24 protein-coding genes are annotated in these 26,284 nt (G+C 63.9%); 12 read left to right on the top strand and 12 right to left on the bottom strand.

The window, feature by feature from the left end:
* Positions 1-239 precede the first annotated feature (239 nt).
* Entirely contained in the window at positions 240-1,721 is a 1,482-nt protein-coding gene (gene nhaD, locus C4S71_RS01425) for a sodium:proton antiporter NhaD (RefSeq protein WP_234244692.1), read from the top strand.
* 78 nt (positions 1,722-1,799) lie between these two features.
* Here nhaD and C4S71_RS23065 read toward each other — a convergent pair whose 3' ends face one another.
* Together C4S71_RS23065 and C4S71_RS01420 are read right to left on the bottom strand one after the other, a co-directional pair.
* Positions 1,800-1,886 carry a small membrane protein YohP gene (locus C4S71_RS23065; RefSeq protein ID WP_442861953.1) on the bottom strand — a complete coding sequence of 29 codons (87 nt, stop codon included), beginning with the start codon at positions 1,884-1,886 and terminating at the stop codon, positions 1,800-1,802.
* 89 nt (positions 1,887-1,975) lie between these two features.
* Positions 1,976-3,682: a potassium/proton antiporter gene (locus C4S71_RS01420; RefSeq protein WP_086509794.1), complete on the bottom strand. Its 1,707-nt coding sequence runs from the start codon at positions 3,680-3,682 to the stop codon at positions 1,976-1,978.
* A gap of 134 nt (positions 3,683-3,816) precedes the next feature.
* On the opposite strand from C4S71_RS01420, the gene C4S71_RS01415 reads away from it, so the two are divergent.
* On the top strand, positions 3,817-5,094 hold the full coding sequence (locus tag C4S71_RS01415; protein WP_160113342.1) for an ABC transporter substrate-binding protein: 1,278 nt from the start codon (positions 3,817-3,819) through the stop codon (positions 5,092-5,094).
* Between the two features lie 19 nt (positions 5,095-5,113).
* Here C4S71_RS01415 and C4S71_RS01410 read toward each other — a convergent pair whose 3' ends face one another.
* The 3 genes from C4S71_RS01410 to C4S71_RS01400 all read right to left on the bottom strand — a co-directional run bounded on the left by C4S71_RS01410 (position 5,114) and on the right by C4S71_RS01400 (position 8,737).
* A complete protein-coding gene (locus C4S71_RS01410; protein ID WP_103967955.1) occupies positions 5,114-5,896 on the bottom strand; it encodes an alpha/beta fold hydrolase in 783 nt (260 codons plus the stop codon).
* A gap of 48 nt (positions 5,897-5,944) precedes the next feature.
* Positions 5,945-6,616 (bottom strand): 7-cyano-7-deazaguanine/7-aminomethyl-7-deazaguanine transporter, encoded by a 672-nt coding sequence (locus C4S71_RS01405; protein WP_103967954.1) that lies wholly within the window; start codon positions 6,614-6,616, stop codon positions 5,945-5,947.
* A gap of 210 nt (positions 6,617-6,826) precedes the next feature.
* Positions 6,827-8,737: a propionyl-CoA synthetase gene (locus C4S71_RS01400; RefSeq protein ID WP_103968085.1), complete on the bottom strand. Its 1,911-nt coding sequence runs from the start codon at positions 8,735-8,737 to the stop codon at positions 6,827-6,829.
* A 382-nt stretch (positions 8,738-9,119) separates the two neighbouring features.
* On the opposite strand from C4S71_RS01400, the gene C4S71_RS01395 reads away from it, so the two are divergent.
* The gene (locus C4S71_RS01395; protein WP_010628546.1) at positions 9,120-9,440 is read left to right on the top strand and encodes an ArsR/SmtB family transcription factor; all 321 of its coding nucleotides are present in this window, start codon (positions 9,120-9,122) and stop codon (positions 9,438-9,440) included.
* An 18-nt stretch (positions 9,441-9,458) separates the two neighbouring features.
* Here the strand turns inward: C4S71_RS01395 and sohB are convergent, their stop codons facing one another.
* Positions 9,459-10,496, bottom strand: a complete 1,038-nt coding sequence (gene sohB / locus C4S71_RS01390; RefSeq protein ID WP_086509790.1) for a protease SohB — start codon at positions 10,494-10,496, stop codon at positions 9,459-9,461.
* Positions 10,497-10,640: 144 nt separating this feature from the next.
* On the opposite strand from sohB, the gene C4S71_RS01385 reads away from it, so the two are divergent.
* On the top strand, positions 10,641-10,952 hold the full coding sequence (locus C4S71_RS01385) for an SCP2 sterol-binding domain-containing protein (protein ID WP_010628544.1): 312 nt from the start codon (positions 10,641-10,643) through the stop codon (positions 10,950-10,952).
* A gap of 72 nt (positions 10,953-11,024) precedes the next feature.
* Here C4S71_RS01385 and nudC read toward each other — a convergent pair whose 3' ends face one another.
* From nudC to C4S71_RS01365, 4 genes are read right to left on the bottom strand one after another with little or no spacing between them, the layout of a single operon-like run.
* On the bottom strand, positions 11,025-11,807 hold the full coding sequence (gene nudC / locus C4S71_RS01380; protein ID WP_086509789.1) for an NAD(+) diphosphatase: 783 nt from the start codon (positions 11,805-11,807) through the stop codon (positions 11,025-11,027).
* Complete coding sequence (gene dnaQ, locus C4S71_RS01375; protein WP_103967953.1) at positions 11,794-12,558, bottom strand: DNA polymerase III subunit epsilon; 765 nt, start codon at positions 12,556-12,558, stop codon at positions 11,794-11,796. The genes nudC and dnaQ overlap by 14 nt, the downstream gene beginning before the upstream one ends.
* A gap of 2 nt (positions 12,559-12,560) precedes the next feature.
* The gene (gene rnhA / locus C4S71_RS01370) at positions 12,561-13,058 is read right to left on the bottom strand and encodes a ribonuclease HI (protein WP_103967952.1); all 498 of its coding nucleotides are present in this window, start codon (positions 13,056-13,058) and stop codon (positions 12,561-12,563) included.
* Complete coding sequence (locus tag C4S71_RS01365) at positions 13,051-13,836, bottom strand: class I SAM-dependent methyltransferase (RefSeq protein ID WP_086509786.1); 786 nt, start codon at positions 13,834-13,836, stop codon at positions 13,051-13,053. The genes rnhA and C4S71_RS01365 overlap by 8 nt, the downstream gene beginning before the upstream one ends.
* 183 nt (positions 13,837-14,019) lie before the next feature.
* On the opposite strand from C4S71_RS01365, the gene gloB reads away from it, so the two are divergent.
* From gloB to C4S71_RS01330, 7 genes are all read left to right on the top strand, one after another.
* Entirely contained in the window at positions 14,020-14,787 is a 768-nt protein-coding gene (gene gloB, locus C4S71_RS01360; RefSeq protein WP_103967951.1) for a hydroxyacylglutathione hydrolase, read from the top strand.
* 82 nt (positions 14,788-14,869) lie between these two features.
* Positions 14,870-16,027, top strand: a complete 1,158-nt coding sequence (locus C4S71_RS01355; RefSeq protein WP_103967950.1) for a transglycosylase SLT domain-containing protein — start codon at positions 14,870-14,872, stop codon at positions 16,025-16,027.
* Between the two features lie 109 nt (positions 16,028-16,136).
* Positions 16,137-17,975 (top strand): extracellular solute-binding protein, encoded by a 1,839-nt coding sequence (locus C4S71_RS01350; RefSeq protein ID WP_086509783.1) that lies wholly within the window; start codon positions 16,137-16,139, stop codon positions 17,973-17,975.
* 44 nt (positions 17,976-18,019) lie between these two features.
* Positions 18,020-19,093 (top strand): microcin C ABC transporter permease YejB, encoded by a 1,074-nt coding sequence (locus C4S71_RS01345; protein WP_086509782.1) that lies wholly within the window; start codon positions 18,020-18,022, stop codon positions 19,091-19,093.
* 4 nt (positions 19,094-19,097) lie between these two features.
* Positions 19,098-20,183, top strand: coding sequence for an ABC transporter permease (locus C4S71_RS01340; protein WP_086509781.1), 1,086 nt, complete (start codon positions 19,098-19,100; stop codon positions 20,181-20,183).
* Complete coding sequence (locus C4S71_RS01335; protein ID WP_103967949.1) at positions 20,176-21,768, top strand: ABC transporter ATP-binding protein; 1,593 nt, start codon at positions 20,176-20,178, stop codon at positions 21,766-21,768. Before C4S71_RS01340 ends, C4S71_RS01335 begins: the two co-directional genes overlap by 8 nt.
* Positions 21,769-21,899: 131 nt before the next feature.
* Positions 21,900-23,660 (top strand): sensor domain-containing diguanylate cyclase, encoded by a 1,761-nt coding sequence (locus tag C4S71_RS01330; RefSeq protein ID WP_103967948.1) that lies wholly within the window; start codon positions 21,900-21,902, stop codon positions 23,658-23,660.
* Here C4S71_RS01330 and C4S71_RS01325 read toward each other — a convergent pair whose 3' ends face one another.
* Both C4S71_RS01325 and C4S71_RS01320 read right to left on the bottom strand, forming a co-directional pair.
* Positions 23,661-24,362 (bottom strand): pseudouridine synthase, encoded by a 702-nt coding sequence (locus tag C4S71_RS01325; RefSeq protein ID WP_103967947.1) that lies wholly within the window; start codon positions 24,360-24,362, stop codon positions 23,661-23,663.
* Complete coding sequence (locus tag C4S71_RS01320; protein ID WP_103967946.1) at positions 24,362-25,177, bottom strand: amidohydrolase; 816 nt, start codon at positions 25,175-25,177, stop codon at positions 24,362-24,364. The genes C4S71_RS01325 and C4S71_RS01320 overlap by 1 nt, the downstream gene beginning before the upstream one ends.
* Before the next feature lie 164 nt (positions 25,178-25,341).
* Here C4S71_RS01320 and rarD point away from each other — a divergent pair, with 164 nt between their 5' ends.
* Positions 25,342-26,280 (top strand): EamA family transporter RarD, encoded by a 939-nt coding sequence (gene rarD, locus C4S71_RS01315; RefSeq protein WP_086509776.1) that lies wholly within the window; start codon positions 25,342-25,344, stop codon positions 26,278-26,280.
* Positions 26,281-26,284 lie beyond the last annotated feature (4 nt).

Genomic DNA, 26,284 nt, shown 5'->3' with positions numbered 1-26,284 from the left:
TGGGTGAGGGGCCGGCTCTGCAAGCCTGGCAGAGCGACAGCATGACGTAGCGAGGATACATCGCCTGGTCGGAGGGCGTAATCGAGGAGGTGAGCCGGCCACCAAGCCCCGTGCTCCAGCTCGATATGCTGGCAATCCTAATTCGGACGCTCGTCACCTCTATTGCGGTGCAATATGAGGTGTTAGAATAGCGTCGTTTTTTCATCCCTCCCCTACTACTCCACCCAGGAACTCAATCCATGCCTATCGGCTTTTGTTCCCTCGCCAGGCTCCGGGGCCTTTCCCGGTGGCCAGGCATCGTGCTGCTCGCACTTCTCGCCACGACCTTCAGCCCGGCCGCCTTTGCCGTCACCGGAAGTATTCCGATGACCGGCTCGATGGTCGGTTTCCTGGCAGTCCTGATCTTCGTATTGGCCTACTCCCTGGTCATGGCCGAAGAGAAGCTGCACATGCGCAAGTCGAAGCCGGTGCTGGTTGCCGCCGGCTTGATCTGGACGATGATCGGCTGGGTCTACGTGCAGGCCGGCATGCCCGACCAGGCCGAGCACGCCTTCCGCGAAACCCTGCTCGAGTTCACCGAGCTCATGCTCTTCCTGCTGGTGGCGATGACCTACATCAACGCCATGGACGAGCGCCGTGTCTTCGATGCCCTGCGCTCCTGGATGGTACGCAAGGGCTTCAGCTACCGACAGCTCTTCTGGCTGACGGGCGTGCTGGCCTTCGTGATCTCGCCCATCGCCGACAACCTGACCACGGCCATGCTGATGTGTGCGGTGGTGACCAAGGTGGCCGAGGGTGACAAGCGCTTCATCAACCTGTGCTGCATCAACATCGTCGTGGCCGCCAACGCCGGTGGCGCCTTCAGCCCGTTCGGTGACATCACCACGCTGATGGTGTGGCAGGCCGGCATCGTGCAGTTCTATGAGTTCTTCACGCTGCTGATTCCTTCCATCGTCAATTTCATCATTCCCGCCCTGGTGATGAGCCTGTTCATCAACAATCGCAAGCCGGAGGGCGTGTACGAGGACGTCTGGCTCAAGCGCGGTGCGCGCCGCATCATCGCCCTCTTCCTGCTCACCGTGGCCACGGCGGTCGCCAGCCACACCCTGCTCCACCTGCCGCCGGTACTGGGCATGATGACGGGCCTTGGCTACCTGCAGTTCTTCGGTTACTACCTGCGCCGCAGCCTGCCGCGCTCGCTGGAGCGCAAGCGTGCCCGCTACACCGCCCGTGGCGATGAGCGTAAATTGGCTCAGCTGGGCAGCGTGGTGCCCTTCGACGTATTCAATCGTGTGGCGCGCGCCGAGTGGGACACCCTGCTGTTCTTCTACGGCGTCGTGATGTGCGTGGGCGGCCTGGGCTTCATGGGCTATCTGGGGCTGCTCTCCGAGGCGCTCTACCTGGGCTGGAACCCGACCTGGGCCAACATCGTGCTGGGACTGGTCTCGGCGGTGGTCGACAACATCCCCGTGATGTTCGCCGTGCTGACCATGCAGCCCGACATGTCCCACGGGCAGTGGCTGCTGATCACCCTGACCGCCGGCGTGGGGGGCAGCGTGCTGTCGATCGGCTCCGCCGCCGGTGTCGCTCTCATGGGCCAGGCGCGTGGCAACTACACCTTCATGGGCCACCTGCGCTGGGCGCCGGTGATCCTGGTGGGCTATGCGGCCAGCATCGCAGTTCATCTGTGGCTCAATGCAGCCAGCTTCGCCATCGGTTGAGTGGCCGGTGGCACGACGCAAGACGGGGCAGCTTGGCTGCCCCGTCTCGTATGTGACGCCGTCGTATGGAAGCGAGTATCAAAAGATGAGCATCAGCAAACCGATGACCACCAGCAGGCCGATGAGAAAGATGATCCCGGCGGTGCTTGCCAGAAATTTGAGCATGTGACGTCTCCTTGTCGATGCCGATAGCGGTTACGAGAAGATAGAAGCCGCCGTTCAGTGCTGCAAGCGAAGCGGTCGGGACCCGGGCCTCAATAGAGACGCAAGCCGACGCGGGTCACCCGATTGCCGTCCATCTCGCTGACCACCCAGTGAATGCCGTGCCAGTCGACGTCGTCACCCACGACGGGATGACCGCCGACGCGCAGGGACACGAATTCGGCCAAAGTCATCTCACTCTCTCCGGGACTCAGGGTCAGGCCGTAGACGCTGGCGATATCCCGCATCAAGGCATCGCCATCGAAGGTGAAAGTGCCGAAGAAGGCGCGCTCCCGCTTCAACTTGGCGTCGCCGCTGAACAGCCGGTTGAGCGCCGGCAGGTCCTCGCTGCGGCCGATGACGCAAATCACGTCGCCAAGCTTCAGGCGCGTGCTGCCCTTTGGATGCAGCATGGCGTGTTGGCGAAACAGTGCCGAAATCACTGCGCCCGAAGGAAAGCGCAACAGGCGGATGGGGACGTCGTCGAGGTCCTGGTTGTCCACCTTGTAGACGAACATCTCGTAATCGTTTTCCGGCAGGATGCCTAGCGGGCCACGATTGTTGGGGGTCACGCCAACGGGTACCTCGACCTTGGTCCAGCGTGCCATCAAGGGTAGCGTGCCGCCTTGGATCAGCAGCGAGAGCAAGACCACGGCAAAGGCGACGTTGAAATAGAGCGCGGAATTCTCCACCCCACCGATCACCGGGAAGATGGCCAGTACGATGGGCACCGCCCCTCTCAGACCGACCCAGGAGATGAAGCCGATCTCCCGCCAGCGGAAACGAAAGAACGGCTTGACCGTCAGCAGCACCGCCAGCGGGCGGGCGATGAAGATCAGCACCAGTGCTACCAGCGCGGCCGGCAAGGCGAACTCGAGCAGCCCCGACGGGCTGACCAGCAGGCCCAGGATCAGGAACAGGCCGATCTGGCTCAACCAGGCCAGGCCATCATGCACGGGCAGAATGAAGTTGAGATGGCGCCCCGGCTGGTTGCCGATCATCAACCCGGTGAGATAGATCGCCAGGAAGCCGCTGCCGCCAAGGAAGCTGGTGGCGCCGAAAACGCAGAATCCCAGGCCCAGGGCCAACAGCGAGTAGAGCCCCGGGGCGAGGTCCAGCCAGCGCAGCAGTTTCGCACTCAACCAGCCGCCGCCCACCCCGATCACCAGCGCCAGACCGAACTGCAGGGCCATGAACATCGCCGTTGAACCCAGGCCGCGAATGTCGCCAACCAGCAGTTCGACGAGCAGCAGGGTCAGGAAGATGGCCATCGGGTCGTTGGTGCCGGACTCGATCTCGAGCGTCGCACTGACGCGCTCGTTGAGATGCACGCCGCGGCCGCTGAGCATCGAGAAAACCGCAGCGGCATCGGTGGAGCCGACGATCGCGCCGACCAGCAGGCCCTGAATCAGCGTGAGATCGAAGATCCACATGGCGAACAGGCCGACGATGGCGCTGGTGACGAACACGCCGAGTGTGGCGAGGGAGAGCGCCGGACGAAAACCGACCCGGAAGGTCTTGAGGCGGGTACGCAGCCCGCCATCGAGAAGGATCATGGCCAGCGCGAGATGGCCGATCAGGAAGGCCAGCGAGTAATCGTCGAACTGGATACCCAGAATACCGTCTTCGCCGGCCAGCATGCCCAGCCCGAGGAAGATCAGCAGCAGCGGCAAGCCCACCATCGAGGAGATGCGGCTTGCCACGACACTCAGAGCGATAAGGAAGCCGGATAACAGAAACAGTGTATTGATGGTGTCCATGCATGACCTCGAGCCGGAATGGCTCCATTATGCCATGCCACCCTTACTATCGCAGGACGGTCTCAGCTAGCCATGCCTGTCATGACAACGATAAACTGGTCGCTTACCGAAGATCACACTTGCTTTGGAGCTCCATGGCCAAGCTTGATCGCAGCACCATGATACGCCTCCTGGCGATAGCGTTGACGACTGCCCTGCTGTTGCTGCCGCTGTTGCTGCAGGCCGAGCAGGCTGCAGAAGAGGCTGAGCCCCTGCCCGCGCCGCCGCTGGAACTCGATACCGAGGTCACGGTGTTCACCCCCTTGGTGACCAGTGAGGCCCTGGCACCGGGTGGCACCGTGCCGCTGGTCGAGGCGCCCCCCGTCGTCGACGGCGTGGGGGTCATCGGGCACCTTCTGCCGGAGGCACCGGGCGCGCTCGACGAGCACGAGGTAAGCTCGAGCGAGCCCGCGCTGGACGTGCCAACGGTGGTTACTGCCCCGGCCGATCCGATTGTACCGCCACCCACCACCCAACTGAGCGTGACGCTGGACTGGTACCTCAATCCCCAGCATGCCACCCTGCTGATAGCACGTGAAAAAGGCATGTTCCAGCGTCGCGGCCTGGACGTGTCGCTGATAGTACCGGCCGATCCCAACGTGTCCGCCAAGCTGCTGGCGGCAGGACGCACCGATCTTGCATTGGGGCGCCAGACTCAGCTGCACTTGCTGGTCGATAGCGGCATGCCGCTGGTGCGTATCGCCACCCTGATAGCGGCCCCCGTATCGGGGCTGATGCTGCGTGCCAATGCCGATTCGGAGAAACAGGAATTGGCCGTGGAAGGCATGCGCATCGGCTATACCGATGTCGATGGTCGTGACGCCATGCTGCAGAGCGTGCTGAGCGAACTGCTGGGGACGGCCAACGGGCTGGATCTGGTGGAGTTGAAGGACACCAACTACGCGATGCTCGATGCCATGCGTGCTCAGGACGTCGACGGCATGATGATGCATCATCGCTACCTGCTGCCGCGCCAACTGGCCGACGAAGGCATATTGACCCACACCCTGCCCATCGAGGAGTTCGGCCTGCCCCTGCATGATGGCTTAATCCTGATGGCCAACCGGGATCAGCTCAACGGCAAGCGCGATGCGCTGCGTCGCTTCGTGTCGGCCCTGGAAGAAGCGGCACTGTGGATCGTCAACCACCCTCTGGAAGCGTGGGCGCTGCTGGAAAAGGCCGAGCCCGCCCTGGCCGATCCGATCAACCGGGAAGCCTGGGCCGGCATCTCTCCGCGCTTCTCGCTGCAGCCGGCGGCCGTGGACAAGGGGCGCTATCTGCGGCTCGAGCAGTACTTGCTGGATGCCGGCATCATCGAGGTGCCAACGCCCCTCGAGCGGCTGGCGATAGACCTGGGGGCAGCAGTTCCCTAGCCGAAGCCAAATGCCGCCGTCAGGCAGACAAGGCGGCGAGGAAGTCGTTGACCTTGGCCTGGAAGGCCTCGGGCTGCTCGGCGTGCAGCCAGTGACCGGCGTCCTGCAGCGTCACCACCTCGGCTGTCGGCAGTACCTCACGCAGCGCGGGCAGCGCCGAATCCGGGACATAGTGCGAACGGCCGCCTCGCAGCACCAGCACCGGGCCATCGAATGCTCCCTCTCCGGCAGGCGCCTGCATGATGTCCTCGTAGCCGGCCTCTATCTGGTCGAGCCCCACGCGCAAGGCCAAGCCGCCGCTGGCATCGCGCTCCAGATTGGTGGCGAGAAACAGCCGTGTGGCGCGCTCTTCGACATGTTCGGCCAGCAGGGCATCCGCCTCGCGCCGGTTTTCCGGCCTGCCGCGCTGAAGGTTGCGCAGGCCGGCAAAGACCGCGTCGTGGCCATGGCCGTATTTCTGCGGTGCGATGTCTGCCACGATCAGCGATGCCACTCGATGCGGCGCCAGGCGCGCCAGGCTGATGACCACCTTCCCCCCCATCGAATGGCCCAGCAGATGAGCCTTGTCGATGCCCAGGCGGTCCATCAGGGCCAGCAGGTCCTCGGCCATTTCGCCATAGCTCATGCCATCGGCGTGCGGCGAGCGTCCGTGATTGCGCAGGTCGACCGCGACCACCCGGCGGTGCTCCTGCCACTGCTTGACGTGGGAGCGCCAGTTGTCGGCGCTGCCCAGCAGGCCGTGGACGACGATGAGCGGAGTGCCTGACCCGCCGCTATCCTGGAAATTGAGTTCGACGCTCATCCTTCCTCCCTTATCTGAGCATGTTGGCTTGAGCATGTGGGGCGTCGTTCAGAGCCGCTGCGGTGCCAGGTCCTGCTGCCCGGTGAGTTGCACCAGCCTGCGGCTCAGCCAGCTCAACAGCACGCCGTAGAGCGGCAGGAAGAACAGCAGGCTGATGCCCAGCTTGATGACGTAGTCCACGATGGCGATCTCGACCCAGTTGGCTGCCATGAAGGGGTCGGGGCTGCGATGGAAGGCCAGGGCAAAGAACGCGGCGGTGTCGGCGAGATTGCCGAGCACGGTGGAAACGGCCGGGGCGACCCACCAGGCGCGCAGGCTGCGCAAACGATCGAAGACCTGGACGTCGAGCAGTTGGCCGAGCACGTAGGCGGCAAAGCTCGCCAGGGCGATGCGCGCCACGAAGAGGTTCCACTCGCCCAACGCTTCCAGGCCGGCAAAGCTTCCCCGGGGGAAGACGACCGAAACGACGTAGGAGATCAACAGCGCAGGCAACATGACCCGCATGATGATGGCGCGGGCCGGCTCCTTGCCGAACAGCCTCACGGTGAGGTCGGTGGCGAGAAAGATGAAGGGAAAGCTGAAGGCCCCCCAGGTCGTATGGAAACCGAACAGCGTGAACGGCAGCTGGACGAGATAATTGCTGGCGGCAATGATCAGAATGTGGAACGACACCAGCAGCAGTAAGCAGCGTCGCTGCTGCGCTTCGGACAAGACGAACATGGATGAATCCTTTTTGGACGACCGCCACGGCGGCCGAATCGATGACGAGGGGTGAGGGAACCCTCGCCGACGCCCGTTTGATCGGGTGCCGGAATGAGGCAGGGATTATACGTGGCCCGTCGGCACTGGCCAATGCCTGGTCTGAAGACAGGAGCAGACCAAGTGAAGATTGAGCGATGAGCCGCCGGGCGGCGGCTCATCGGTTGAGGATCAGACCTGGCGTGCCTCGTGCGCCGAGCCCACGTCACGCGCCTTCATGGCTTCGTGCACGTCCTGCAGGCTTGCCGGGTCGTCGATGGTCGAGGGCACGCCGTACTCCTTGCCATCGGCGATGTTGCGCAGCAGTTTGCGCAGGATCTTGCCCGAGCGGGTCTTGGGCAGGCGGTTGACCACCAGCACCTGCTTGAAGCAGGCGATCGGGCCGATCTTCTCCCGCACCAGAGCGATCAGCTCGTTTTCCAGGGCGACCTCATCGCCGTCGAAGCCGTCCTTGGGGATGACCAGGCCGACCGGTATCTGTCCCTTCAGGGCATCGTGTATACCGATCACGGCGCATTCGGCCACGGCGCGGTGAGCTCCAACCACCTCTTCCATCTCGCCGGTGGAGAGCCTGTGCCCGGCCACGTTGATGACGTCATCGGTGCGTCCCATGATGAAAAGGTAGCCCTCTTCGTCGAAGTAACCGCCGTCGCCGGTCAGGTAATAGCCGGGGAAGGCGGCCATGTAGGCGCTGTGGAACCGCTGGGGATCTCCCCATACACCGATCAGACAGCCCGGCGGCATGGGTTGCTTGATGACCACGCTGCCCTGCTCCATCGGTGCGGCCTGCTCCCCTTCCCGGTTGAGGATCTGCACGTTGAACCCGGGCACCGGCACGGTGGCGCTGCCGGCTTTGGTCGGCATCGGCTCGAGCCCCTGCAGGTTGGCCGCAATCGGCCAGCCGGTTTCGGTCTGCCACCAGTGATCGATGACAGGCACGTCGAGCAAATCGTCCAGCCAGTGGAACGTCGGCGGATCGAGGCGCTCACCCGCCAGATAGAGCGCCTTGAGGCAGGAGATGTCGTACTGCTGCAGCAGGATGCCGTCGGGATCCTCCTTCTTGATGGCGCGGAAGGCCGTGGGCGCGGTGAAGAAACTCTTGACCCGGTACTGGCTGATCAGCCGCCAGAAGGCACCGGCGTCCGGCGTCTTGACCGGCTTTCCCTCATAGACCACGGTGGTACAGCCGCGTAGCAGCGGGGCATAGACGATATAGGAGTGGCCCACTACCCAGCCCACGTCCGAGGCCGAGAAGAACACGTCGCCCGGGGCCACGTCGTAGATGGTTTCCATCGAGTAATGCAGCGCCACGGCGTAGCCCGCCGTGTCACGCACCACCCCCTTGGGCTTTCCGGTCGTGCCGGAGGTGTAGAGCACGTAAAGTGGGTCGCTCCCCTTCACCGGCACGCAGTCGGCCGGCTCGGCGCTCTCGAGCAGCTCGGACCAGTCCAGGTCGCGCGGGCCGAGTTCGGCCAACTGCTGCTGACGCTGCAGGTAGATGCAGGCATCGGGCTTGTGCTCGCTCAGCTCGATCGCTGCAGCGATGTTCGGCTGATAGGCAATGACCCGGTCGATTTCGACGCCGCAGGAAGCTGCCACCACGACCTTGGGCTTGGCGTCGTCGATGCGAACGGCGAGCTCGTGTGGGGCAAAACCGCCGAATACCACCGAGTGCACGGCGCCCAGGCGCGCGCAGGCGTACATCGCTACCAGCGCCTCCGGCACCATCGGCATGTAGATGACGACGCGATCGCCCTTCTCTACCCCGAGCCCCTCGAGTGCGCCGGCGAACAGCGCCACTTCGTCGCGCATCTCGCGATAGGTCAGCGTGCGCTTGCCGCCGGTGACGGGCGAGTCCCAGTAGATGGCCGGCTGGTCGCCTCGCCCCTGATCGACATGATGATCCAGAGCGGCGTGACACAGGTTCAGCTCGCCGTCGGTGTACCAGCGAGCGTGCCCCTGCTCGTCGTACTCGAGAATGGTCTTGGGTGGCGTGAACCAGGGGATCCGGCGTGCCTGGTCGGCCCAGAAGGATTGCGGCTGTTCGATCGAGCGTTGGAATTCGTTCTTGTAGGCTGGCATGGGCATCTGTCCGACATCGAAGAGAACTTGATTGTTGACACTTTAGAGATTTTCTTCGGTTTTTCCTTCATACCATCGGCTAATATCGAGAAAAAAGCCGCGTGTTCGCCATGAGCAGCCGTTGAGTTGTTGACAATGAGACGCAAAAGTCAGAGGTCATGACGAGAAAATAGCGACTTTGGTTGATTCTCCGTTTGACAGGGCGGAAGTCACTATCAATGATGACTAAATCAGCAATGCCATGACCAAGATTGGGCGCTGCCGAACAGCAACGGCCATGACATGTCGTTTGCGCTGTCTTGTCACGGACCGAGGTAGATGCCTGAAGCCGCCGAACCCTGAGTCAAGCCACCGTGGCTCGGGCAATATGGGGAGAACTTTCATGAGCACCTCGCACAGTGCTGCAAGCCGGCTTCTGCAAGCCGGCAACCCGGCCATCGACAACGCCACTGCCCTGCTGAAGGCATTGGCCAACGACAATCGCCTGCGTATTCTGTGTCTGTTGGACGGTGCCGAGCTTTCGGTGACCGAACTCAACCAGCGGCTTTCGCTAAGCCAATCCGCCCTCTCGCAGCACCTGGCGATCCTGCGTCGTGAAGGACTCGTGTCGACGCGCCGGGCATCGCAGACCATCTACTACTCGCTGCAGGGCGAACAGGCGCGCCGCATGATCGACGCCCTGGTGCGCTTGCAGGAGGCGTGAGCGGCTGCATACCTGCGCTCAGCGTTTCTCCCAGCGGCTGGCGTCGAGTCGCTCGAGCACACGCATGATGGCTCCCTCGACAGCCTTGCTGGTTGCCATCCCCAGCCGTTCGCTCATCGGGTGGCGGGTTTCGAGACGAACGCCGACGATGCGTGCCTCTTCCATACGCGATACCAGATAAGCCTCGCTGGTACCGAGCACATCGATCAACCCCTTGTCCAGGGCGTCCCGCCCGTACCACACCTCGCCCGTTGCCACCGCTTCGATATCGAGATCGGGGCGCCGTTCGGCCACGTGACGCTTGAACAGCGCGTGAATGTTGTCGAGATCGGCCTGGAACTTTTCGCGCCCCTCTTCGGTGTTCTCGCCGAAGACGGTAAGCGTCCGCTTGTATTCGCCGGCCGTGAGCAATTCGACATCGACGTCATGGCGCTTCAGCAGGCGATGAACGTTGGGCAGTTGGGCGACGACGCCGATCGAGCCCAGCACGGCAAACGGCGCGGCACGCAGCTGGTCGGCGGCACAGGCCATGAGATAGCCACCGCTGGCGGCAACCTTGTCCACGCAGACGGTGGTCTTCAGCCCGGCCTCGCGCAGGCGATCCATCTGGGCGGCGGCGAGCCCATAGGAGTGCACCAGGCCGCCGGCGGACTCGAGACGCACGACGACCTCGTCTCCCGTTTCGGCCGCGGCGATCACGCTGGAGATCTCCTCGGCGAAGCGCCCCACGCCCGAGGCCTTGATATCACCGCGGAAATCCAGCACCCATACCGTGTGGCGCGGCTCGGGCGGCGACTTGCGACTGCGGGAACGGCTCTTGTCGTCACGCCGAAAGGCCTTGACCAGGCGTTTGCGCGCATTGGGTTCGGTGGCAGCCAGGGTCAGGCGGCGCCGGCGATACTCCAGCCGGTCGTTCAACTCCTCGACTTTCAGCCGGGTGCGATCGCGGCCCTCGCCCTTGATCCGGGCGATGATCACCACCGCCACGACGACCAGCAGCGTGAGTACCGACATCTGTACGATGAAGCGTCCGACATCCATCAGCCATTCATTCACGTTGCCACTCCCTCCGTTGGTTGATTGTCCAATCGTGACCTCGCCCGAGGACATTGACAACGGACTTGATTGAAACAATCGTTTGAAATAACCTCTGACAAACAGGTTCTCAAGTCCCCTGCTCAACACCCATAGGAACTCCCCATGTCCATCTCGACCCTCGATAAACTGCAAGAGCGCTTCGACCCCCAGGCCGCCAAGGGCATGGACGATGTCTTCCAGTTTCACTTCAGCGACAACGGCAGCCACTATCTGGTCGTCAAGGACGGCACCCTGGCAATCGAGGAAGGCGAGCATGACGACCCTTCCGTCTCGCTCTCCATGAGCACCGATACCCTGAAAGGCATCATGACCGGCGACGTCAACGGCATGACGGCCTTCATGACGGGCAAGCTCAAGGCCACCGGCAACGTGATGCTGGCCACCAAGCTTACCAGCCTGTTCCCGAATCGCTGATCGACCCGCGTCGACACAGCGTCGAAGGGCCGCCAACAGGCGGCCCTTCTCGTTTTCGGATGCTGCCGTCTGTCATTTGCGAGCGAACCCGCCTGCGACTTCGGCCAGGTGAGTCTCGATCAGCGCCCTGGAAATGGAGTAGGTCGGCGGCAACTGAGGCAGCCGGCCGGGCGTGAACCAGGCGGCATCGGCGATTTCGATACCGTCGATGTGAATGCGGCGGCTGGCGGCCTCGGCGAAGAAGCCCAGCATCAGCGCATGGGGAAAGGGCCAGGCCTGGCTGCGATAGTAGCGTATGCGTCCTACGCTGACGCCCACCTCCTCGTAAACCTCGCGATGTACCGCCTCCTCGGCCGATTCACCCGGCTCGATGAAGCCGGCCAGCGTGGAGTAGCGCCCCGGTGGGAAGCGCGGACTGCGAGCCAGCAGCATGGCTTCGCCGTGAGTCACCAAGGTGATGATGCAGGGCGAGATGCGCGGATAGTTGCGATGCCCGCACTGGGCGCAGTGCATGGCGAATTCGGCATCGAGTCGCGCCGAGGGCGCCCCACAGCGCCCACAGAAGCGATGGTCGCGGATCCAGGCCGCCACCTGCAGCGCGGTGGAGATCAGCGGAAACCAGGATTCAGGGAGTCGTGCAAGCCACTGCCGGCCATCGGGCCAACTCTCGTCGGCATGCTCTTCCACCACCAGCGCAATCGGCTCGTCATGCCAGAAGGCCAACGGCTGCACGCTCTGCGTCCAGGGCTGCTCCGGCTGCAGCGGGCTGCCGTCCGGGCCGATGGCGATGCGTCCATCGGCCACACGGATCAGTCGTCCCTGCTCACAGCCGAGGGGTAGTTCACGGCGCAGCATCGCCGGCCTCGTGCGTCGAGCCCAGCAGCGCGTCCCAGTGACAGCTGCCCGCCGCCTGACGAATCTGCTCGAGCTTGGCGCGATGAGCGGCCAGTTCCTCGGCGCCGGGTTGCACCACGCGTAGCGTGCCGGCGGGCAGTGAGAGACGCCGAATGGACAGGCCGCTGGCCATGGCTTCGCTGCTGCTGCTCTCCTCTGCATCCAGCGACAGCGCCGTCTGCCCACCGGTCATGGCCAGATAGACTTCGGCCAGGATCTCGGCATCGAGCAAGGCGCCATGCAGCACACGATGGCCGTTGTCGATCTCGTAGCGCTTGCACAGGGCATCCAGGTTGTTGCGCTGACCGGGGTGGCGCTCGCGTGCCAGTTGCAGCGTATCCAGGATTCGACAGTGCTCGGCCACCGGCCCCAGGCGTGGCTCGCCGCGAGCCGCCAGCAGCAGATTGAATTCGTGATCGATGAAGCCGACGTCGAACGCGGCGTTGTGGATCACCAGCTCGGCACCGCGCACGAACTCCCAGAACTCATCGGCCACGGCGGAAAAGACCGGCTTGTCCTCGAGGAATTCGTTGGTGATGCCGTGCACCCCGATGGCCTCGGCCTCGACCTCGCGCTCGGGATTGATGTACTGATGGTAGGTGCGCCCGGTGAAACGACGGTTCACCAGCTCGAGGGCACCGATTTCGATCAGGCGGTGGCCTTCCCGGGGGTCGATGCCGGTGGTTTCGGTATCCAGCACGATCTGACGCATGACTAGTACTCAGGTTGAGTGAGAGTGGGCTTGGCGCTGGTGCGGTGGGCATCGATGGCGGCGTTGGCCAGCGCATCGGCGCGCTCGTTGCCGGGATGGCCGCTGTGCCCCTTGACCCAATGCCAATGGATACGATGGCGCCGGGTCTCCTCGAGCAGTTCGCGCCAAAGCTCCGCATTCTTGACCGGTTGACGATTGGCCGTCTTCCAGTTGCGCTTCATCCAGCCGTGGATCCATTCGGTGATGCCGAGCCGCAGGTATTCGGAGTCGGTCCAGAGTTCCACCTCGCAGGGGCGCTTGAGGGTGCGCAACGCCATGATGGCGGCCATCAGCTCCATGCGATTGTTGGTGGTGTTCGCCTCGAAGCCGTTGAGGGTCTTCTCGTGACTGCCACTTTCCAGTACGGCCCCCCACCCCCCGGGGCCCGGATTGCCACGGCAGGCACCGTCGGTGTGTATCGTCACGCTGGGGAGGGGCTGATCGCGGTCGCTGTCACTCAACTTCGGTGGTCCTTCTGCTTGGTTCCGGCGCGGCACTTCCGACACGCGTTGCATGACCCAGGGCGCCGCCGCCCAGGCTGCTCTGAATGCGCAGCTTGGGTCGCTGACTCTGAACGAGGCGCGCTCGGCGTCTGGCCCGAATGACGTAGCTGTCGCCCAGCGGCACGTTATGCCGCCGCCCGAAGGTTTCGAGGGTGGCATTGCTGGGCAGACTGCCGGGAAGATGAAAGCCGCAATAGTCTACCCGCTCGATGCGAAAGTCGACAAACGCCAGCCAGTCACGGAGCTTCGATGGCGTTCTCCAGTGGCCGCGCCAGGGCAAGCGGTTCCGCCGCCTGGGCGAGAGCCGTGCCAGGCCGGTCACGCCCAGCGGCATCCAGCCCAGCACGATCAGGCAGCCATCGTCCGCCGTGACCCGGGCCGCTTCCTGCAGCAGCCGGTGCGGTTCGTCCACGAGTTCGAGCAGATGGTGCACGATGACCAGATGCAGGCACTCATCAGGCAGGGCAAGCGCATCCAGCGGACAGACCAGGCTCGATGCAGACTCGGAGAGCTCGGTGGTGGGAGCCCAGCGAATGTTGTGGCGGATGGGTGACATGTCGGTCAGCGAAGGCCCCATTCCCAGCTCCAGACTGTGGCCGCCGTGCAGGCTTTCGCATACGGGACCCAGACAGGCCCGTTCGGCGCGCCAATGGGCCTGACCGTTCTCGCTGGACCAGTAGCGATGCCCCTCTCGGTACAGCTGCGCCAGGGTGGCCGCTGCGTGCGGATTTGACATTTCCGACCATTACCTCCATGATCACCGGTTTTGCAGGCAATTTTTGGCAAATTGGCCGCTATTCGTCGCCATGTAACGCATGCTGGCGACCCCCAAGTGACGCCGGACGCAACGGGAGACACCGGCGAACTGCATTCATTTCGGTTGACATTCGGTTGACGACGCAACAAGGACATACCGCCTATGCTGAGCGTGACACCGATTCCCGCTTTTAGCGACAACTATATCTGGCTATTGCGCCAGGATACGAGCCCGGAAGCCTGTGTCGTGGATCCAGGCGATGCGGCGCCGGTCATCCAGGCGCTGGAGCAGGAAGGCCTCTCCCTCGGCAGCATTCTCGTCACTCATCATCATCACGACCACACGGGTGGCCTGCCGGAACTGATCGAGCGCTATTCACCCGAGGTCATCGGCCCCGACAACCCGGCCATTGCAGGCCTGACGCAGCGCGTCGGTCAGGGCGACACCTGTCGCGTGCTGGGTCGTCGCTTCGACGTGCTAGAGGTACCCGGCCATACCCTCGACCATATCGCTTTCTTCACCGCCGGCATCCCGCCCCTGCTGTTCTGTGGCGACACGTTGTTTTCCGGTGGCTGCGGCCGACTGTTCGAAGGCAGCCCGGAGCAGATGCACCGCTCCCTTCAGACCCTGGCCGCTCTGCCGGACGATACCCTGGTCTTCGCCGCTCACGAGTACACCCTGGCCAATCTGAGGTTCGCTCAGGCGGCAGACCCGCACAATCGTGACGTTGCCGATGCCCTGGCGGAAGCTCGGCGTGCCCGTGAGCACGACCGGCCTACTCTGCCCAGCCAGCTTGCACGCGAGAAACGCATCAATCCTTTCCTGCGCTGTGCAGATCCGGACGTGCGTGCCACTGCTTCTCAGCATGGCAATACCGAAACCGTCCAGAGCACCTTTGCGACCCTGCGGGCCTGGAAAGACGGTTTCTGAGAACGTTTTTCAAGACACGGCTTTTCAAGAATCGACGCATCCCATGGGCAGCTTGACCGCTCAAAGCCCAGAAGGAGAACGTATGACCTATCGAACGACGAGGCAGTGGACGCTGGCACTCGCCGGCGGCATTGCCATGATCGGCGCGCTGTCGGCAACCAGCCCGGCGCTGTTGGCCTCCCCTCATCCGGGCGCCACGCCTGCCTTCCCCACTCACCACTTCTGGGACGACCTGAATCTCGAGGCCATGCCGGGAGATGCCTGGGAGCGGCTGCGCGAGAACCTGGCGTGGCAGGAGCGTCGCCATGACGCTCGGGTGCAGCATTGGATCGAGCATTACCGCGCCAACCCCGGCAACGTGGTCGAGATCATCGAACGCGCCCGCCCCTGGATGGCCTGGATCACCGAGCAGGTGGAACGGCGAGGACTACCCGGCGAAGTGAGCCTGATCCCCTTCATCGAAAGCTCCTACGACCCGCACGCCCGCAGTCACCGCGGAGCTGCCGGCCTCTGGCAGTTCATGCCCGGCACCGCCGACGCCCTGGGGCTGCGCCGCCAGGGGGGCTACGATGGCCGCCTCGACGTGATCGCCGCCACCAATGCGGCCCTGGACTACATCGAGCTGCAGGCTGAGCAGTGGTACGAAGGCGACATCGAACTTTCGCTCGCGGCGTACAATGCCGGGGCCGGCACGGTCAACCGCGCACGGCATGCTGCCCTGGCACGCGGCGAAGCCGGCGAGTACTGGCAACTGCAGCTGCCCAACGAGACGATGCAATACCTGCCCAAGCTGAACGCCATCGCGGCGATCATCGACGATCCCGACGCCTACGGTGTCGCTCTCCCCGAGATCGACGATGCGCCCGCCTTTGCCAAGGTGCCGGTCAACCGGCCCATCGAACTCTCCCAGCTGGCCCGGGTCACCGGCGTGGACGCCTCGGAGCTCTCTGCGCTCAATCCCGGCCTGACCAACGGTAGCGCCAACCCCTCCACCGTCGAGGTGGTGCTGGTGCCGGTCGAGCAGGAACAGGTGGTGCTGGCCGAGCTGAGCGCTCCAGCCCCCCAAGCGCCGGCTGGCGACAGCCAATATCTCGTGCAGCGCGGCGACAGTCTCTCCGCCATCGCGGCGCGCCACAGCATCAGCGTGGCCGAGCTGCGACAGCATAACGGCCTGCGCGGCGATACCATCCAGGTGGGGCAGACGCTCGAAATTCCGCGGCGCAGCCTGGCCGCGCGGTAAGATGGGCGGCAACGCAGCACAAACCGAGGTTTACAAGCGACGGGTGGCCTGACACCTTATGGCGGTAATGCTCGTTTTTCCGGGATTGCCCCTACCAAGGATGTCTTAGATGCGGTTCGTCTTGCGCTCCACTCTGTGCTGCTGCCTCTTGTTCGGTGGTTGGACCTTGCCGCTCGCGGCCGACACCGATCCCGATACCGTTCCCACCGTACACGGTCTGGCACTCTACGATGAGCCTGCCCTGCCCGAAGATTTCAGCCACTTTCCCTATGTGGAGCCCGAGGCTCCCAAGGGTGGCACCATGACACAGGCGGCGGTAGGCAGCAGTTTCGATTCGACCAACCCGTTCATCATCCGTGGCACGCCGGCCATCGGCATCGGCCAGATCTACGATACGCTGCTGACCGAGAACGCCGACGAGCCGTTCAGCGTCTATGGCCTGTTGGCCGAAGGTATGCGGCTCGACCCGGAACGCTACTGGATCGAATTCGACCTGCGTCCTGAAGCCCGCTTTCACGACGGCGAGCCGGTAACCGCCGAGGACGTGGTATTCAGCTTCAACCTGCTGATCGAAGAGGGCAATCCGTTCTATCGCGGCTATTACGCCGACGTCGAGCGCGTCGTGGCGCTGGACCCACATACCGTGCGCTTCGAGTTCTCCACCAACCACTCACGCGAACTGCCGCTGATCGTCGGCCAGCTGCCGATCCTGCCCAAGCACTACTGGGAAGAGCGCGACTTCAGTGTACCGACGCTGGCGCGGCATCCCGGCTCGGGGCCGTATCGCATCGCCAGCGTCGAGCCAGGTCGGCGCATCGTCTATCAGCGCGACGACGACTACTGGGGGCGCGACCTGCCGGTCAACGTCGGTCGCCACAACATCGACCGCCTGATCTACGACTACTACCGCGATCGCGACATCGCCTGGGAAGCCTTCAAGGCAGGCGTGATGGACTACCGAATCGATGCCCGCGCGGCCACCTGGGCCATCGGCTACGATTTTCCTGCCTATCGCGACGGTCTGGTCAAGCGGATCACCGTGCCGGACGGTCAGCCTTCGCGCATGCAGTCGTTCGTGTTCAACCTGCGCCGCGACAAGTTCCAGGATCCCCGCGTTCGCGAGGCGCTGAACCTGACCTTCGACTTCCCCTGGCTCAACGCCAATCTGTTCTACGACTCCTATCACCCCACCCAGAGCTACTTCCAGAACTCCGAGATGGCCGCTGAAGGCCTGCCGAGCGAGGCGGAGCTCGAACTGCTCGAGCCCCATCGTGACGAGCTTCCTTCGCGCGTATTCGACAGTCCGGTGCCCATCGACCACCCCGAAGATCTTCGCGAGCGCCTGCGGCTGGCCTACGACCTGTTGCTCGAAGCCGGCTACGAGGTACGCGACGGCCGGCTGGTCGATGAGCGCGGTCGCCCTCTCACCGTCGAGGTCATGCTGTTCGACAGCGGCATGGAGCGCGTGGTGCAGCCGATGCTGCGCAACATGTCGCGGCTGGGCGTGCAGGGGCGGCTGCGTATCGTCGACATCAACCAGTTCCTCAACCGCCTGCGCAGCTTCGACTTCGACATCGTGGTCGGCCAGTTCCCCCAGTCGAACAATCCCGGTAACGAACAGCGTGAGTACTGGACCAGCGAGTTTGCCCACTCGCCCCAGAGCCGCAACCTGATGGGGCTCGAGAGCCCGGCGGTGGACGCCCTGGTGGAACGCATCATCCGCGCCGACAGCCGCGAGGAGCTCAATACCGCCACGCGGGCGCTGGACCGGGTGCTGCTGTGGAGTTTCATCACCATTCCCCAGTACCATTCCGGCGAGACCCGCATAGCGGTATGGGACAAGTTCGGCTATCCGGAGCCGTTTCCCAAGTATGGCTTGGACCTCTCGGCCTGGTGGGTCGACACCGACCGCGAAGCCGAGCTGAACCGCCGTCTGCGACGCAGGTAGGCAGTCGCCGTTCGTCACCCAAGCTCCTACGAGGATGATCTATCGTGAGTCGCTACATCCTGCGCCGCCTGCTGCTGATGATCCCGACCCTGATCGGCATCATGCTGCTCAACTTCATCATCGTGCAGGCCGCTCCGGGCGGCCCCATCGACCAGATGCTGGCCCGCTTCGAGGGCATGGACGCCATGGCCAGCACCCGTCTGGATGCCGGCGGCGGCGATGTGGTGGTGCAGGATGAGTCGCGCGGCGCCCGCGGCGTCGACCCGCGCTTCATCGAGCAGCTCGAGCAGCAGTTCGGCTTCGACCAGCCGGCGCACATCCGCTTCCTGACCATGATGCGCGACTACGTGACCTTCGATTTCGGCAACAGCTTCTTCCGCGACCGACCGGTGGTGGAGTTGATGATCGAACGCCTGCCGGTGTCGATCTCGCTGGGCCTGTGGACCACGCTGCTGGTCTACCTGATCTCGATCCCGCTGGGGATACGCAAGGCGCTGCACCACGGCTCACGCTTCGATGTCTGGACCTCGGGGCTGGTGATCGTCGGCTACGCCATCCCCGGCTTCCTGTTCGCCATCCTCTTGATCGTGCTGTTCGCCGGCGGCAGCTACTGGGATCTGTTCCCGCTGCGAGGCCTGACCTCGCCGGACTTCGATGAGCTCTCCACCTGGGGCAAGATCAAGGACTACTTCTGGCACATCACCCTGCCGGTCACGGCCATGACCATCGGCAGTTTCGCCACCCTGACCATGCTGACCAAGAACAGCTTCCTCGACGAGATTCACAAGCAGTACGTGCTGACGGCGCGGGCCAAGGGCGCCAGCGACCGGCGCACCCTGTACGGGCACGTCTTCCGCAACGCCATGCTGATCATCATCGCCGGCCTGCCGGGGGCGCTGGTCACCATCTTCTTCACCGGGTCGCTGCTGATCGAGGTGATCTTCTCGCTGGAAGGACTCGGCCTGCTCGGTTTCGAAGCGGTGATGCAGCGCGATTACCCGGTCATTTTCGGCACCCTGTTCCTGTATACCCTGATCGGGCTGATCCTGAAGCTGATCTCCGATCTCACCTATGTCTGGGTGGACCCGCGCATAGATTTCGAGACCCGGGAGTCCTGAGACGATGCTGACTGCCTTCACCGCCAAGCTCTCGCCCATTGCGCGCCGTCGTATCGATGTGTTTCGCAGCAACCGGCGTGCCCGGGTCTCGCTGTGGATCTTCCTCGCCCTGTTCGTGGTCAGTCTGGCGGCAGAGCTGATCGCCAACGACAAGCCGATCGTCATGCAGTACGACGGGCAGTGGTACGTGCCCCTGCTGGTGGATTACCCCGAGACGGAGTTCGGCGGCTTCCTGCCCACCCGCACCGACTACCACGACCCCTTCATCCAGCAGCAGATCGAGGAGAACGGCTGGGCGCTCTGGCCGCTGATTCCCTTCTCCTATCAGACGCTGGACATGCAGATGATGCGGCCCTCGCCCTCTCCGCCCGACGCCCGCCACTGGCTGGGCACCGACGACCAGGGGCGCGACGTGCTGGCAAGGGTCATCTACGGCTTCCGCCTGTCGGTCTTCTTCGCCCTGGTGCTGACTGCCGGCTCGCTGGTGATGGGGGTGATCATCGGCGGCATACAGGGTTACTTCGGCGGCAAGACAGACCTCATCGGCCAGCGGCTCACCGAGATATGGTCGGGACTGCCGGTGCTGTTCCTGCTGATCATCCTGGCCAGTCTCGTACAGCCCGGCTTCTGGTGGCTGTTGGGCATCATGCTGCTGTTCTCCTGGCTCGGCCTGGTGGACGTGGTGCGCGCCGAGTTCCTGCGCGCGCGTAACCTGGAATACGTCCGCGCGGCCAAGGCGATGGGCCTGCCGTCGCGGCTGATCATGTGGCGTCACGTGCTGCCCAACGCCATGGTCGCCACGCTGACCTTCATCCCGTTCCTGTTCACCGGCGCCATCACCACCCTGACGGCCCTCGACTTCCTCGGCTTCGGCCTGCCCCCCGGCTCGCCCTCCCTGGGCGAACTGGTCGCTCAGGGCAAGAACAACCTGCATGCTCCGTGGCTGGGCATCACCGCCTTCGTCAGCCTGTCGTTGATGCTGTCGCTGCTGGTCTTCATCGGCGAAGGGCTACGCGATGCCTTCGATCCACGCCATATCCAGCACGCCCCAAGCGCCACCCCGTTGACCAGGACTCAGCCCAATGCCTGACTCACAGCCCTTGCTTCGCCTCGACAAACTGTCGATCGCCTTCGGCGACAAGCCGGTTCTCAAGGAGCTCTCGCTGGAGGTTCACCGGGGGGAAACCCTGGCACTGGTGGGCGAATCCGGCTCCGGCAAGTCCGTTTCGGCACTCGGTGCCATGAACCTGCTGCCGGACAACGCCGACGTCAGCGGCGGGCGCTGGCTGGGCGAGACCGATCTCGCCGCCCTGAAGAAGCGCCAGTGGCAGTCGCTGCTGGGCAGGCGTGTAGGCTTCGTGTTCCAGGAGCCGATGACTTCGCTGAATCCGCTGCACACCATCGCCAAGCAGATCGGCGAGACCCTGCGCCTGCATCAGGGGCTGTCAGGGCGCGCAGCGCGTGAGCGCAGCCGCAAACTGCTCGAGCAGGTCAAGCTGCCGCGGCCCGACGAGCTGCTCGACGCCTGGCCGCACCAGCTCTCCGGCGGCCAGCGCCAGCGCGTGATGATCGCCATGGCCATCGCCAACGATCCCGAACTGCTGATTGCCGACGAGCCCACCACGGCGCTCGACGTGACCGTGCAGCAGGACATTCTCGCTCTGCTCGCCGAGCTGCGTGAGCGCCATGGCATGGGCATGCTGTTCATCACCCACGACCTCAACCTGGTGCGGCGGCACGCCGATCGCGTCTGTGTGCTCTACAACGGCCAGGAACAGGAGACCGGTCCGGTCGGCGAGGTCTTCTCCTCGCCGCGCAGCGCCTATACCCGCACCCTGCTGGATGCCGAACCGACGGGGCGCCCCGCCCCCGTCACCTCGACGGCGCGGCTGCTCGAAGCACGCGGCGTCTCGGTCAGCTTCCAGCGCTCCAAGCGTCTGTTCGCCAAGCGCCCGCCCGCATTCGAGGCGGTGAAGCCGATCGACCTGCACCTGGCTCCCGGTGAAACCCTGGGCATCGTCGGCGAGTCCGGCTCCGGCAAGACCACCCTGGCCATGGCCCTGCTGCGTCTGGTGGAGTCGCGCGGGGAGATCGAACTCGACGGCGAACGGCTGGACCGTCTGACCGGCAATGCCCTGCGCAAGCGGCGTCGGCGTGTGCAGGTGGTGTTTCAGGATCCGTACGGTTCGCTGTCGCCGCGCATGCCCGTCTCGGACATCATCAGCGAGGGGCTGCGCTTCCACTATCCCGAGCTGTCCGAGCATGAAGTGGCCGAGCGTGTGAAGGCAGCCATTCAGGAGGTCGGGCTGCCGCCCGACTGTGCCGCCCGCTACCCGCATGAGTTCTCGGGTGGCCAGCGGCAGCGCATTGCCGTGGCACGGGCTCTGATTCTCGAGCCGGCGCTGGTGGTGCTCGACGAGCCGACCTCGGCACTCGATCGAACGGTACAGAAGCAGCTTGTCGAACTGCTGCGTGACCTGCAGGCTCGCCGCGGCCTGAGCTATCTGTTCATCAGCCACGATCTCGCAGTGGTTCGCGCCATGGCGCATCGGATTCTGGTGCTCAAGGACGGCGAACTGGTGGAACAGGGTGAATGTCTTCCGCTGCTGGCCGAACCGACCAGCGGCTATACGAGGGCTCTGGTCAAGGCGGCCGGTCTGTCTGCGCAAGAATGAATTTCCGCAAAGATGGCAATGCGTAAGGGAACTGAAGGAAGATAACGGTATAAAACGACCCTAGAGAACATCTTGCGCGATTTCAACACACACCATGACATAATGTGAATCCTACTGACCGGAACGTCACCATGCGCCGCCTTGTCCCGCTACTGTGGCCCTGCATAACGCTGTCTCTGGCGCTGCTTCTGTGGCCGGCCATGGGCGTTGCCTCGACACCGGCGCTGGATCTCGACGAGGGCTGGGAATATCGCTGGGGAGACTCGCCGCAGCTGGCCGACGGCACACCCGCCTGGCTACGCGAAACCGCCCCTGAGGGCACTTGGCAAAGCATCGACTTTCCCTCCAACCCGCCGGGGCGAGAAGGCAGACGTCATGCCTGGTTCAGGATCACCCTGCCGGCTGGCGAGTGGCGCGATCCGGTGCTGTACGTCTACAGCATCGACCTCATTGCCCAGGTCTTCCTGGACGACGTGCTGATCTATCAGCATGGCAGTTTCGACGAGCGCGGCGAGGGGCCGTTCGTAGGCTGGCCCTGGCACATGATCAGCCTGCCGGAGGATTTCGCCGGCCGCCAGCTCTCCTTCCGGGTGTATTCCGACTACACCGATATCGGCCTGTGGGGCGAAGTTCGACTGATGGATCGCCCCGATCTGTTCACCATGATACTCCAGCGCTCGGCGACCGACCTGGCCGTCAGTGCCTTCTGCCTATTGCTCGCCCTGCTCGCCGCCGGCTTTGCCCTGGTGCAGCAGCGACGCCGAAACTTCATCGGCATTGCGCTGTTCTCCTTCGCCACCGGTATCATGATCCTGGCCGAAACCCAGGCCAGCCAGTTCCTGCTGGCCAGGCCGCTGGCGTGGGACTATATGGCTGCGGGTGGCTACTTTGCCCTGCCAGTGGGAATCGGGCTGCTACTGGAAACCTGGTTCTCCGGCCGGCAGAAGCGCTGGATTCGGTACCTGTGGCAATTCCACCTGGGTTATTGGTTGCTGGCAATCGGCCTGGCTCTCGCCGGCGTCGTCAATCTGTCCAGCACCTTTCCCGTCTACGATGTCCTGCTGGCCATCAGCCTGCCGCTACTGTTCACCCTGCTCATCGCCAGCCTAAAACGGCTCGGCGGAGAGCAACGCCTGATCATCGCCGCCTATGGCGTGTTCGCCTTGCTGCTCCTGCTGGACATGTCGGTCGCTCATGGTCTGCTGGCCTGGCAGCGCATTCCGGTCAGCCTGGGCGCGCTCCTGTTCAGCCTCGTCATCGTGGCCATCTCGCTGCGCCACTACGCCCGTACCCAGCGTGAATTGGTCGTGCTCAACCAGCGCCTGGAAAAGGAGGTGGCGGAGCGGACCGGGGAGCTGCAGCAGATGGTCGAACGCTTTCGCATCTTCTCCTACCAGGATCCCCTGACAGGACTCAAGAACCGGCGCTACTTCAATGAGATGCTTGCCCGCGAGGCCGCCCTTGCCAAGCGCGGCACGCCTCTGACCTTGGCCATGCTCGATATCGACCATTTCAAACTCTTCAACGACCTGCACGGCCATGAAGCCGGGGATAGCGTCCTGGTCACCACGGCCAGGCTGATCGGTGAGCATTTCCGCGAGGCGGATGTGGTCTGCCGCCTTGGTGGCGAGGAGTTCGTCATTCTCATGCCCTCGACGGCGGAAGGACAGGCCAGAGAAGCCATCGAGCGCCTGCTCGAGGCGGTTCGCAGGCATCGTTTCGAGCATGGCGACAGCGCACTCGGACGTGTCGCCCTGTCCTGCGGGATCGCCAGCTATCCGACCCATACCGACGATCCCTGCGCCTTGGTGCAACTGGCAGATACGGCGCTCTACCATGCCAAACGCAGCGGACGCGATCGCTGCGAAACGTATGCATCTACCGTCACTTGATCAGTCGAAGGCAGCCACTTCATCGGGGCGCAGCTCGCGCCACTGCCCCGGGCCGAGCGAACCCAGCGTCAGCGGCCCCACACTCTCCCGGTGCAGTGCCGTGACGTGATTGCCGATAGCGGCGAACATGCGCTTGACCTGATGGTAGCGCCCTTCGTACAGCGTCAGTTCGGCGTCACGATCGCTGCGCATGACGAGTTCCGCCGGCAGTGTCGGCTTCTCCTCGCCATCGAGCAGAAGACCCTCCTCGAAGCGCGCGATGGCAGCTCTGAGTGCATCGCCCGTCAGCGGTTCGGCCAGAGTGGCACGATACACCTTGGCGCAGCGCCGGCGCGGCGACGTGACACGATGCGCCCACTGACCATCGTCCGTGAGCAGCACCAGGCCGGTCGTGTCGACATCGAGCCGCCCTACCGTCTGCAGTCGTTCGGCCTTGGGCAGCTCGATCAGATCCACGGCGCGTGGATAGAGTCCGCGCCGCGCGCTGCACTCCACCTCGGTGGGTTTGTGCAGCATCACATAGCGCAAACCGACCAGGGCAAGGGGCTTGCCGCCCCACTCCACCCTGTCGTCTTCGCCTACCTTCGTCGCGGCCTGCTTCGTCACTACCCCATTCAGCGTGACCTCACCGCGCTGCAGCGCCTTCTTGGCCAGGCTGCGCGTCAGCTCGGTGGTTTCCGCCAGAAAACGATCCAGGCGCATCAGAACCCGACCCCATCGGCCAGCGTGAAGTGGTCGGCGTCGCGCCAGGCGGGAAACTTCTCGCGGAAGGCCGCGAGATCGTCATGCGAGAGCGTGGCGGTCTTGATGAAGGTGGTTCCGTGGGGCTCATCGATGATCGCCTCGCCCTTGAAGTCCACCAGCATCGAGTCGCCGGCGTACTGCATGCCGTTGGCATCCTCGCCGACCCGGTTGACCCCGATGACCGGACACAGGTTCTCGATGGCACGGGCCTGCAGCAGAATTCGCCACGGGTGTCGCCGTGGTGCCGGCCAGTTGGCCACGCACAACAGCGCGTCGTATTCGAAGTGTTCGCCCGGCCCGGGGCTCTGGCGCAACCACACCGGAAAGCGCAGGTCGTAGCAGACGCTGAGCAAGATGCGAAATCCCTTGAGCGTGACGATGACCCTGTCGTGCCCCATGGAGTACCGCTCATGCTCACCGGCCATGCGGAACAGGTGTCGCTTGTCGTAGGTGGCAAGACTGCCGTCCGGTCGCGCCCACACCAGGCGATTGTAGTAGCGGCCGTCCTCGACGATCGCCACGCTGCCGGTGACGACGCAGTTGCGCTTGCGTGCCTGCTCGGTCAACCAGGCCACGGCGCGACTTTCGGCCATGGATTCGGCCATTTCACGGGAGTTCATGGTGAAGCCGGTAGAGAACATCTCCGGCAGCACGATGAGATCGGTCTCTTCGCCGTCGAGCTCACCCAGCAGTTCGTCGAGCAGGCGGCAGTTCGCATCGGGGTCCTCCCAGCGCAGGTCGCACTGCACCAGGGTGGTACGCAAATCGCTCATGTTGATTCCCTTGCTGTGTCTTGCCCGAGATTGAAGGTCCAGCCTACCCCAGGCGTCGCCGTGCGTCAGCCCGGATGCCGTTGCGCCGGTGGCTGCATCAGAGCATGGTGATCAATACCATAGCCTGCTAAGTTTAAGCCTTTCCACACTACAGAGAATCGCAAATGTCAGCGTTGCCCCTCACGGATCGTGAAGCCGCCAGAGGTGTCGGGTTCGGCCTGCTCGCCTATGTCATGTGGGGCTGCTTTCCTCTCTTCTTCGCCCTGTTCGAGGGCGTTCCCGCTTTTGAAGTGCTGATCCATCGCATCATCTGGTCTTGTCTGTTCCTGGTCGGGCTGGTGACACTGCTCAAGCGCTGGGGGCCGATTCGCAGGGCGCTGTCAGAGCCACGCCGCCTGGGCCGGGTGCTGGGCTGCGCCGTGCTGATAGCCACCAACTGGGGACTGTACATCTATGCCGTCGAGACCCGCCAAGTGTTTCAGGCCAGTCTCGGCTATTTTCTCACGCCACTGGTCAACGTGGCGCTGGGCCTGCTGGTACTGCGCGAGGCCATGGCGGGACTGCAGCGAATTGCGGTGCTGCTGGCAGGCACGGCCATCGTCATCCAGCTCGTGCTGCTGGGTGAGCTGCCATGGATCAGCCTGACGCTGGCGTTGACCTTCGGCACCTACGGCCTGCTACGCAAACAGGTACCGTTGGATGGGCTGTCCGGACTATTCGTCGAAACCCTGCTGCTGCTCCCGCTGGGGCTGATGGCCCTGGCCTGGCTCAGTGCTGCCGAACTCTCCCACTTCATGGACGGGCCACGGCTCACGCTGCTGTTGATCGCCAGCGGGGTGATCACTGCCCTCCCCCTGCTGGCCTTCGCCGGTGCGGCACGACGCCTGCGTCTGGCCACGCTGGGCTTCTTGATGTACCTGAACCCCACCATTCAGTTCTTCATCGCCCTGCTGGTGTTCCGCGAGCCCCTGTCGCTGGTGCAGTTGGGCACCTTCGGGCTGATCTGGGCCAGCCTGGCGCTCTACTCATGGTCGGCCTGGAACGACAGATCTCGCTCCACTCTCGCGCCGGCCGGCGCACCGCAACAGAGCGAGAGGCTCTGATCCC

The organism is Billgrantia desiderata, from assembly GCF_900108215.1.
GTDB lineage: Bacteria > Pseudomonadota > Gammaproteobacteria > Pseudomonadales > Halomonadaceae > Halomonas > Halomonas desiderata.
The sequence above is the reverse complement of the archived record's forward strand: the minus strand, read 5'-3'. Positions and strand labels throughout refer to the sequence as shown.